Genomic DNA, 7,324 nt, shown 5'->3' with positions numbered 1-7,324 from the left:
CGGCGGCGAAGCGCTGCTGCGCGAGATGATGGCCGCCTTCCCCCTCTTCCACGACCTCGTGCGCAACGTGGAGATGGGGATGGCCAAGGCCGACCTCTCCATCGCCCACCGCTACTCCGAGCTGGTGCCGGACGCGGAGCTGCGGAACCGCGTCTTCACCCTCGTCGCCGACGAGTTCGAGCGCACCCGCCGCATGATCCTGCTCGCCACCGGCCAGACGCGGCTCCTGGAGGAGAACCCGGTCCTCGCGCGCTCCATCCGCCTGCGCAACCCGTACGTCGACCCGATGTCGCTCATCCAGGTCGGCCTCCTGCGCCGCAAGCGCGCCGGCGAGGAGAGCGACGAGCTGAACTACGCGCTGGCGGGAACGATCAACGGGATCTCGGCGGGGCTGCGGAACACGGGGTGAGGGGGCCCTCACCCCCGCTCGTTCCTCGCTGCCCCCTCTCCCGATAACAGGAGAGGGCTCCGCCCTCGCCGTTATCGAGAGAGGGGGCGGAGGTTGGTGCTGCGCAGAGGGCCCCCTCCCCCCGACCCCCTCCCCCGCCTGCGGGGGCGCAGGGCGGGTGAGGGGGAGAACTCCGTGCCTACCGCGGATGCCTGGTAGGGGCGCGATTCATCGCGCCCGTGCCCGACGCTGCACCGCAACCTGCGGCGCGCGAGACCGCTTCAGCGGTCTTCCCGTGGTTCCAGCCGGGGGCTTCAGCCCCCGGTTTCCCGCGGTTGTTGCAGCGGTTTCAACCGCCGGGATCGATCACCTCCCTCAGAACAGCGTCACCCCCACCAGCACGTGGTTGCGCTCCAGATCCGGGCTCTGGTCGTTCGAGGCGGAGTCGCTCATGCGGCGGTACTGCGCGTCGATGCCGAACATCCGGGTCAGCTGCAGGCGCAGGCCGACCTGGAAGCCGAGCTGCGTGCGGCTGTCCTCGATCTCCGGCGTCGCGTCGCCGAGGTCGTCGTAGGTGTAGCGCCCGAGCCCCGCGTGCACCCCGGCGTACGGCGTGATGGGGATCGCCGGCAGGTCCAGGAAGTAGTTCGCCTCGGCCAGCATCCCGAAGCTCTGCGTCTCCACGTCCGCCTCACGCGCGCGTCCGTTGGCGTACGCGCTCACGCCGATGCCGATCTTCATCGGCAGCACCACCTCCGCGCCGATCGAGAAGCCGTCCTCCGAGGGGGTCTCCTGGTCGCGGTCGGCGCCCTTGGCGGTGCTCTCGTTGAAGAGGAAGTGCCCCTTCAGCGCGAAGCCGGTCTGCGCGTTCACGGGCGCGGCGGCGGCGGTCAGCGCCACCGCTGCAAATAGCGGAATCAGTCTGCGCATGGTCTCTGTGGTCGATGGTTGAGTCGGCGGGGACGACGCCCCACCCGTAATGACGCATCGTCATTTACAGCCCTCTGCGCCACCCCGCAAGCACGGCGCCACTACGCCGCCGGGCAGCTTGTGCAGAGTAAAGGAAAAAGTATATAGTTCGAGTCATGGAACGCAGCGAGCTCATCCAGGCACTCGAGCGGCTCGGAACGCTCTGCGCCCCCGGCACGGAGATCGTGCTGGCGGGCGGCGCCGCGCTGATCCTGGCCGGGTACATCGACCGCGGCACCGAGGACGGCGACGTGATCCACTCCACCCCCAAGCTGGCCGACCTGGAAGACGTGCTCGCGCTCGTGGCGGAGGAGCGCGACCTTCCGGCTGCGTGGCTCAACGATGGCGTGAAGGCGTGGGCCGACGTGCTTCCGCCTGACTTCCTGGACCGGCTGGAGGAGGTCGGGGTGTTCGCCAACCTCTGCGTCAGGAGGCTGGGACGGCTCGATCTGCTGGTGATGAAGTGCTTCGCGCTGCGTGCCCAGGACCTCGACGACATCTCGGCGATGGCCCCGGTGGAGGAGGAGATCGCGTTCGTCCGCGGGCAGCTCGGCCGCATCGCCCGTACCCGGCCCGACCGCGCGCTCCGCATGCAGCTCTACCTGGACGCGTGAACATGGACGCGCAGATGGAGATCCAGCACCTCTCCGCCGAGTGGAAGCGTGTCGGCGCGGGGTTCTCGGTTCCGCTGGCGGCGTACCCGGTCGACATCGAGTCGCTGATCGGGCGCACGGCGGGTCTGGCGCCGGCCGATCACCGGCTCTTCTTCGTCGCGGCGAGCTGGATCGGTGTGCACCACACGCTGGTGGACGTGCGGCGCCTCGGGCGGATCGTGGAAAAGCTCGGTGAGGTCGGTTCGGCGGTGGCGGGAGCGATGCTCGCGGTGGCGAACGAGGTCGCCGCGTCGGATCGCCTGGTGGCGGCGCAGCGGTACTGCAGGCCGCTCGATGAGCCGCGGGTGCTCTTCGACAGGATCGCGGAGAATCCGGTCCTCGCCGCTTTCGCGCGCGAGCAGTCGCTCCCGATCTTTTCGCGCTGGGGGCTCTGGCACGATGAGGTCAGCCTTAAAACCGCGGCCATCCGCCCGATCCGCTGGATACTGAAGCACTGCCCGGAGCTGCGGGTTCGCGCACTGATCGGTGCGTCCCTGGAGGGGCAGGTCGTAGAGGCGTTGCGCGAAAAGCCCCGCAGCATCGCGGAGCTCGCCCGCGTCACGGGCGCTACGTACGCCGCCACGCACGAGGCCGTCACACGCCTTTACGCGCGGGGACTCGCGGAATCCGTGCGCTCGGGAGCGAAGAGCGCCGTCGTCCTGCCGCGGCGGATCGCGACGTGGCTCGATGCGTACCCGCCGGCGCTGACTGGGACCCGCCCAGCCGAAGACAGCCCTACTTCTCCGCCGGAAGCCGCAGCGTAAAGGTGCTCCCCGCACCGGGCGCGCTGGTGACGTCCAGCTCGCCGCCCATGGCGCGGGCGAGATCGCGGCTGATGGCGAGGCCCAGGCCCACCCCCTCGCGCGGGTTGCTGAGGCGGCGGTCCACCTGGATGAAGGGGTCGAAGATGTTCTGCTGCTGCTCCGGCGCGATCCCCGGCCCGTTGTCGCGCACGCGGATCGCCACGCGCGCGCCATCCGCCTCGCACCCCAGCCTGATCCACCCCCCGGCGGGCGTGAACTTGACCGCGTTCGCCACCAGGTTCAGCACGATCTGCCGCGCCCGCTCGCGGTCCGCCAGCACGCGGAGCGACGCGTCGCAATCCTCAATGGAAAGCTCGATCCTCTTCGCTTGGGCCAGCGGCGCCACGAGCGGCTCGACGCTGGTGAGGATCTCGCGCGCGGCGAGCGGCCGCACGTCCAGCTCGATCTGCCCCGCCTCCACCTTGGCGAAGGCGAGTACGTCGTTGATCAGGGTGAGAAGGTGCTGCTGGCTCGCCTTGACCCGCGCGAGCGCCGCGTGCTGCGCCGGCGTCACCGAGCCGTGGATCCCCATGTCCACCAGGTCCACGTAGCCGCCGATGGCGTTGAGCGGAGTGCGCAGCTCGTGGCTCATCGACGCCAGGAAGTCCGCCTTGGCGCGGTTCGCCGTCTCCGCCTCGGCGCGCGCGGCCTCGGACTCGGCGCGCGCCCGCTCGCTCTCCCGCAGCAGCCGCTCCACCTCGCGCCGGGCAAGGACCTGCTCGGTGACGTCGGTGCCGTGCGCGATGATGCCGGAGCGGGTGCCGTCCGCCTCCAGCAGCGGAAGGTAGGAGAAGTCCAGGTACCGCTCCTCGGGCGCGCCGCCGGGCGAGCGGGCGAGCTGGATGGGGATCTCGCGCCCGATGTGTGGCTCGCCGCTCTCCAGCACGTGGTCGAGGAGCGCCACGAACCCCTGCTCCACGACCTCGGGGAGCGCCTCGCGCACCGGCTTCCCCATCAGCTCGCGGTGGCCCACGACTCCGTAGTACGCGTCGTTGGCCAGCTCGAAGACGTGGTCGGGCCCGCGCAGCACGGCCAGGAAGGCGGGGGCGCGCTGGAAGACGTATTCCAGCCGCGCGCGCTCCACGCGCAGCTCCTCGAAGAGGCGGTCGCGCTCCGCCTGCAGGGCGCGGGCGCGTACCTGGCGCGTCGTCTCGTAGCAATTGATCAGCGCCGCGCCGATCTCCCCCGACTCCACCACGATGGGGCTGTACGAGAAGGTGAAGTACGCGTCCTCCACGTCGCCGTGGCGCTCCACGCGCAGGAGGAGGTCCTCGAAGTACACCGTCTCGCCCTGGAAGACGCGCTCGAAGAGGGGGGCGATCTCCCCGCTGATCTCGGCCCAGCTCCAGAGCACCGAGCGACCCAGCCCCGCCGGGTGCTTGTCGCCCATGATGACGCGGTAGCTGTCGTTGTAGATCTGGAGCAGGTCCGGCCCCCAGCAGAGGTTCATCGCGATCCCCTGCCGCAGCACCAGCCCCGCCGCCGTCTTCAGGCTCTCCGGCCACTCCTCCACGGGCCCCAGCGGCGACGCCGCCCAGTCCTTGCCCCGGCACAGCGGCCCCATCTCGCCCGCGGCGGGAAAGAGCGTGTCGTGGATGCGTTCGCGCGTCGTGGCGGAGATCGGAGAGTGCATGTGCGTGATGTGGAGATCGTCCTTCGCGAGCTTGGCGCGCCGGGGCAACGCACAAAGCTCGCCTGCGCCCCTGCCGCGCCGGACGATAGACACGGCACCACGCCGGGCGTAACGTTGGAAAGGCGTCCGTCCCCGGGCGGCTCGCACGTTCTTGTACATCCCGGCCGATTCGCCGGGCGCGCGGCAATCACCCAGGCAGGCCGAGACATGCTCAACAAGATTTCGTCGTTCGCCGCGGCCGCGGCGCTCTCCCTTTCCCTCACCGGCTGTGACGCGATCTTCGACAACGATCCGGGCGAGCCGAAGTTCGCGTCGGTCAGCGTGGGGTCGGAGGCCGCGCACAGCTGCGCCCTCACCACCGGCGGCGAGGCATACTGCTGGGGCGGACTCAACTCGGCCGGCGAGCTCGGCAACGGGACCGTGCGTGCGCCCAACGCGACGCTGTCGCCAGACACCACCGCGCAGCGGCGGGTGACCGGCGACGTGCGATTTCGCACCATCGCCGTGGGAACCGCGTACACCTGCGGCACCACCGCCGAGGCCGCCGTCTACTGCTGGGGAGTGAATCAGGCGATCAACGCGACCGGCCCCGTCAACCAGGGCACGCCCACCCCCACCCTCCTCGCCGGCGCGCGGTGGTCGGCGGTGAGCGCCGGCACGGCGGGCCCATGCGGGATCGTTCCGGAAGGCGGGGCGACGTGCGGCGCGCGCTCGGCGGACGGATACGGCTTCGTGGCCATCGCGTCGGCCCCGCGCTTCGACAGCTTCAGCCACTATCAGACGATCGTGACCTCCGGGGGGCCGGCCACCAAGCCCACCTTCCGGCTCTATCAGCACCAGTGCGCCATCAGCGACGGCTCCGTCTACTGCTGGGGCGAAAATGGGGCGGGCGAGCTGGGAAACGGCACGCAGATCGCCGCCGCCGCGCCCACCCGCATCGCCTCGCCGCTGCAGTTCACGCGCGTGGGAACCGGCTCGTTCCATAGCTGCGCGCTCGCGGCCGATGGCAGCGCCTGGTGCTGGGGCGCGGGAACTTCCGGGGCGCTGGGCAACGGCGGAGCAACGGGGAGCACGACGCCGGTGCAGGTGACCGGCGGCCTGCGGTTCAAGACGCTGAGCGTCGGATGGTACCATAGCTGCGCGGTGGCCACGGACGGGACGGCGTACTGCTGGGGATTGAACACCGCGGGCCAGCTCGGCAGCCCCGCCACGGCTGAGCGCTACACGCCCTTTCCCTCCCCCGTAGGCGGAGGGCTTCGGTGGAAGGAGGTCAGCGCGGCGGCGCGGCACACGTGCGGCATCACCACCGATTCGCGGCTGTACTGCTGGGGGACGAACGAGTTCGGCCAGCTTGGCGACGGCACCACCGTCTCCACCAGCACGCCGGTGCCGGTGCGCATCGAAAGCTGACGCGCGGCCATCCCGGCGCCAGAACACCCCCGGCTCTCGCGCGAGTGCCGGGGGTGTTCCGTGCTTGCCACGTTTGGTGTCGCCTGGCCGGCACCCGCCCTCAGCGGACGAGCACCACGATGTTCGCCTGCACGCTCCAGCGGACCCCGTTCGCGTCGAGGGTGAACGGCGGCGAGGTCACGGTCGACCCGTTCCCTAGCGGGCGCCCCTGCAGCTGGTACCGGTCCGACCCCGTATGCCCGCGGAAGCGCAGCGTCGTCGTCGCGTTCGCCGCCACCCGGCCGAGCAAGCGCCGTGAGCCCCCGATGCCGAGCAGATACACCGTCCGGTCGTACGAGGGGACGGAATTGTTCACCACCTCGATCTCGACGGTCGGCGCATCTTCGCCCTCGCTGCCCTCACGCGCGGACGAGGTCGTAGCGCACGCGCCCGCCGCCACCGCTAAGGCGAGCACTGCCGAAGAACGGCGGAGTAGGGCGAGCAGCTTCATGCAGGCCTCCGGGTCGGCGTTGTGGTCCCGTCGTGAGTGGTCCAACATGCTCCGAACCGCGTGAGGGCGCAACGCGGATCGGCGAAGGACGGTATCGGCCCACCGACAATGGCGTTGACACTATTATCAGAGCACCGGTACATTCTACGGTGCTAACGTGGTTTTCGTCCGACGGAGGGGGGGTGCAGGATGTCCATAGTTCCAGCGGAGGCGCGGCCAGTGGACGCGGAGACGCGCATGCGCGATGCGTTCGAGACGCGCATGAACCGCATCGTCCAGAACGTGGCCCGGAACGCGGAGATCTCCGTAATCGCGTCCGTGCTGGCGGAACAGAGCTCGTTGGGTGCCGTGGCGGAGACACTGTCGCATGCCCTGGTGCTCGACGCGCCCGGCGATCCGCTCGCGGCCGCGCGCGTGCGGGGTGTGGCCGCGCGGGAGCGGCTCATCGAAAAGGCCGGCGGGATGCTGCGGATCAGCGAGGTCGCGGAGCGGATGGGCGTGAGCCGAGCCGCGATCCACGCCCGCCGGGTGCGCGGGACGCTCCTGGCCGTCCCGCGTCCCAACGGCGAGGAGGTCTACCCCGCCTGCCAGTTCACCGAGGATGGCGTTCCGCGCGGGCTGGGCCAGTTCCTCGCCGCCTTTACCGAGGCGAGCCCCTGGGCGAAGCTGAGCGTGCTCCTGGCGCCCTCCCGGCTCCACGGCGGACGGAGCGCGCTCGACCTGCTTCGGGACGGCGAGGTGGACGCCGCGGTCGGAATCGCCGCCCGGCACGGCGAGCACCTGGGATGACGAGCGGCGCGTCCCTCCCCGGGCCGCCGCCCCTGCCACCCGCGGATCTGAGCCACCGCCCGCTCGCGATCGGCGAGATCCCCGCCGGCTCCATCCTGTGCCGCATCCACCGCACCGCCGCCGGCGCGCTCTACTTCAGCCCGCGGACCGATCCCCGGCTGCGCGGGCGATGGGACGCCCCGGATGATG

Annotated in this window: 9 protein-coding genes; 6 read left to right on the top strand and 3 right to left on the bottom strand. The window is 70.8% G+C overall.

Translation table 11 applies throughout. The features are described from left to right. Positions 1-409: phosphoenolpyruvate carboxylase (locus VF647_16885; protein ID HEX8453781.1), on the top strand; the 409-nt coding region annotated here is incomplete at its 5' end. 354 nt (positions 410-763) lie between these two features. Here the strand turns inward: VF647_16885 and VF647_16880 are convergent. Continuing rightward, complete coding sequence (locus VF647_16880; protein HEX8453780.1) at positions 764-1,318, bottom strand: outer membrane beta-barrel protein; 555 nt, start codon at positions 1,316-1,318, stop codon at positions 764-766. 155 nt (positions 1,319-1,473) lie between these two features. On the opposite strand from VF647_16880, the gene VF647_16875 reads away from it, so the two are divergent. Then, entirely contained in the window at positions 1,474-1,971 is a 498-nt protein-coding gene (locus VF647_16875; protein HEX8453779.1) for a DUF6036 family nucleotidyltransferase, read from the top strand. A gap of 2 nt (positions 1,972-1,973) precedes the next feature. Then, positions 1,974-2,774: a hypothetical protein gene (locus VF647_16870; GenBank protein HEX8453778.1), complete on the top strand. Its 801-nt coding sequence runs from the start codon at positions 1,974-1,976 to the stop codon at positions 2,772-2,774. Here VF647_16870 and VF647_16865 read toward each other — a convergent pair. After that, complete coding sequence (locus tag VF647_16865) at positions 2,746-4,446, bottom strand: PAS domain-containing sensor histidine kinase (GenBank protein ID HEX8453777.1); 1,701 nt, start codon at positions 4,444-4,446, stop codon at positions 2,746-2,748. The two genes, VF647_16870 and VF647_16865, sit on opposite strands and share 29 nt — an antisense overlap. A gap of 207 nt (positions 4,447-4,653) precedes the next feature. On the opposite strand from VF647_16865, the gene VF647_16860 reads away from it, so the two are divergent. Next, positions 4,654-5,856, top strand: coding sequence for a hypothetical protein (locus VF647_16860; GenBank protein HEX8453776.1), 1,203 nt, complete (start codon positions 4,654-4,656; stop codon positions 5,854-5,856). Between the two features lie 100 nt (positions 5,857-5,956). Here VF647_16860 and VF647_16855 read toward each other — a convergent pair whose 3' ends face one another. Next, positions 5,957-6,346 carry a hypothetical protein gene (locus tag VF647_16855; protein HEX8453775.1) on the bottom strand — a complete coding sequence of 130 codons (390 nt, stop codon included), beginning with the start codon at positions 6,344-6,346 and terminating at the stop codon, positions 5,957-5,959. Between the two features lie 189 nt (positions 6,347-6,535). Here VF647_16855 and VF647_16850 point away from each other — a divergent pair, with 189 nt between their 5' ends. Together VF647_16850 and VF647_16845 are read left to right on the top strand one after the other, a co-directional pair. Continuing rightward, positions 6,536-7,135, top strand: a complete 600-nt coding sequence (locus VF647_16850) for a hypothetical protein (GenBank protein HEX8453774.1) — start codon at positions 6,536-6,538, stop codon at positions 7,133-7,135. Then, the coding region (locus VF647_16845; protein HEX8453773.1) for a hypothetical protein at positions 7,132-7,324 on the top strand (193 nt) is incomplete at its 3' end. The genes VF647_16850 and VF647_16845, both read left to right, overlap by 4 nt.

The organism is Longimicrobium sp. (genome assembly GCA_036387335.1).
Taxonomy (GTDB): domain Bacteria; phylum Gemmatimonadota; class Gemmatimonadetes; order Longimicrobiales; family Longimicrobiaceae; genus Longimicrobium.
This window is presented reverse-complemented; position numbering and strand designations above follow the sequence as displayed.